Here is a 2,024-nt window from a genome sequence, read left to right on the forward strand (position 1 = left end):
TCTCAAGTGGAATGCCTCGGGCGGAGGTTTCACTGACAACGACGCCGATCCGGACTTCTTCGTCTTCGAGGATCTGGGCAACGACAGTGTCGTCGCTCACGCGATCCTGGGTGACGGCACGCTCGGTGCAGGCGTGGCGCTCTCGGGCTGGAACGTGGTGCACACCGATGGCGCGCTGAATGGCGGTGAGTTCACCGGCCGCTCGGTGGCCGGGGTGGCCTTCGATTTCACCGACCTCCTCGATGCCACGGGCGCGAACCTGACCAACGGCACGACAATCCAAGGTATCGTGATTGGCGACACTAACGACGCTGATTTCTACGAAGTCTATGCCAACGTCGACACCGGAGGGACCCCGGAGACCTCCATCACCATCACCAGCGCCACCGGGGGGGCGGGGTCGTTCGTGCTGGACTGGGTCACGGTCCCGGCCGGTGTCCCGGTCACCGTGCGCCGCTCCAGCAACCTCGATTTTGGCCCGGGAAGCACGGTCGTCGACAGTGGCAATACCTCGGGCACCTTGACCGACACGTCCGCGCCCTCAGGCAAAGCCTTCTACCGGGTGGAATCCGAGTGAAAAGCCGAGCTCCCGAAAAAAATGTGTGATTTCCCGGCGTGACAACACTCCACTGTTTGAGCCGGAGAATTGAAGCGGCTCGCCGTTATCGCACAACCGTCCTTCAAGATTTCTCAACGACCATGAACCGTATGTTTTTCAAAACGCTCCTCGGCCTCGCCACTTTGGGCCTGACCATCAGCACCACCCACGCCGCGGTGGTCGCAATCGACAGTGTCACCCTTGGGGGGTCAAATGAATTACTCACCGCGACAGTGGGAGGCACCGCCTACTCGGGAGGCGTGATCGCGGACGCGACAGCGGACAACCGCGCCAATAACATGACTCTCACCGTTGGAGCGGCCGCCCCGGCAGGCACCGTCTCGTCGGCTTCAGACGTCCACCAGGGAGCGGCTATCGACAACGACCTCCTGACCGGTGTTGCCGGGAGCGTAAGCTCTTCGCAGTCGGGTGGCATCCTCAGTCTCAAGTGGAATACCTCGGGAGGGGGCTTCACTGACAACGACGCCGATCCTGACTTTTTCGTCTTCGAGGATCTGGGCAACGACAGTGTCTTCGCTTACGCGATTCTTGGCGACGGCACGCTCGGTGCAGGCGTGGCGCTCTCAGGCTGGAACGTGGTGCGCACCGATGGCGTGCTGAATGGCGGTGAGTTCACCGGCCGCTCGGTCGCCGGGGTGGCCTTCGATTTCACTGACCTGAAGGACGCGGCAGGCGTAAACCTCACGAATGGCCCGATAATCCAAGGTATCGTGCTTGGGGACGCTAACGACGCCGACTTCTACGAGGTCTACGGAAACGTCAGCCCCATCCCCGAACCTTCCGCCGCTGCGATGCTCGGAGGTTTCGGCCTCCTTGCCCTGCTCCGTCGTCGACGGTAAGGCGGGCTCTGCCTGGTATTCTTGAGAGAACCGAAGCGCGGTCCGTCAACGGTCGGACTATGACCACGTCCTTCGTGCGCTGCGCCCCGGTTTTGGGCGCGAGGTGCACGCCGTCCAATCCATGATCATAAAACCATCCCATCCGATACTTTTCTCAGCAGTCCTGCGCCTCATCCGAATCATTGTAGTCTCGCTCTCCCTGTTGGGCGTAACAGAGGAACTGGATGCCGCTGTCGCGCCAATTCAGAGCGTGAATCTCGGCGGGAGCGGCGAATTGCTCACCGCGACCGTGGGAGGAGTGAGCTACGCTGTCGGTACAGTGGCGGACGCGGCAGGGGACAACCGCACCAACAACATGACTCTCACCGTCGGAGCGGCCGCTCCGTCTGGCACCAGCACTTCGGTTTCAGACGCCCACCAGGGGGCGGCTATCGATAACAACCTCCTGACCGGTGTGGCCGGGTCCGCTAACTCTTCGCAGTCGGGTGGCATTCTTAGTCTCAAGTGGAATGCCTCGGGCGGAGGTTTCACTGACAACGACGCCGATCCGGACTTCTTCGTCTTCG

At 61.7% G+C, this 2,024-nt stretch carries 3 protein-coding genes; all 3 read left to right on the plus strand.

Annotation, left to right across the window (positions count from 1 at the left end; all coding sequences use genetic code 11):
* Nucleotides 1-577, plus strand: a 577-nt coding sequence (locus ACG2LG_RS23745; protein ID WP_396263337.1) for a hypothetical protein, incomplete at its 5' end; no start/stop codon positions are given.
* Nucleotides 578-699: 122 nt separating this feature from the next.
* Nucleotides 700-1,458, plus strand: a complete 759-nt coding sequence (locus ACG2LG_RS23750; RefSeq protein ID WP_396263339.1) for a hypothetical protein — start codon at nucleotides 700-702, stop codon at nucleotides 1,456-1,458.
* A 121-nt stretch (nucleotides 1,459-1,579) separates the two neighbouring features.
* Nucleotides 1,580-2,024: hypothetical protein (locus ACG2LG_RS23755; RefSeq protein ID WP_396263341.1), on the plus strand; the 445-nt coding region annotated here is incomplete at its 3' end.

The sequence above is a fragment of the Haloferula sp. A504 genome (genome assembly GCF_044385805.1).
Lineage (GTDB): Bacteria > Verrucomicrobiota > Verrucomicrobiia > Verrucomicrobiales > Akkermansiaceae > Haloferula.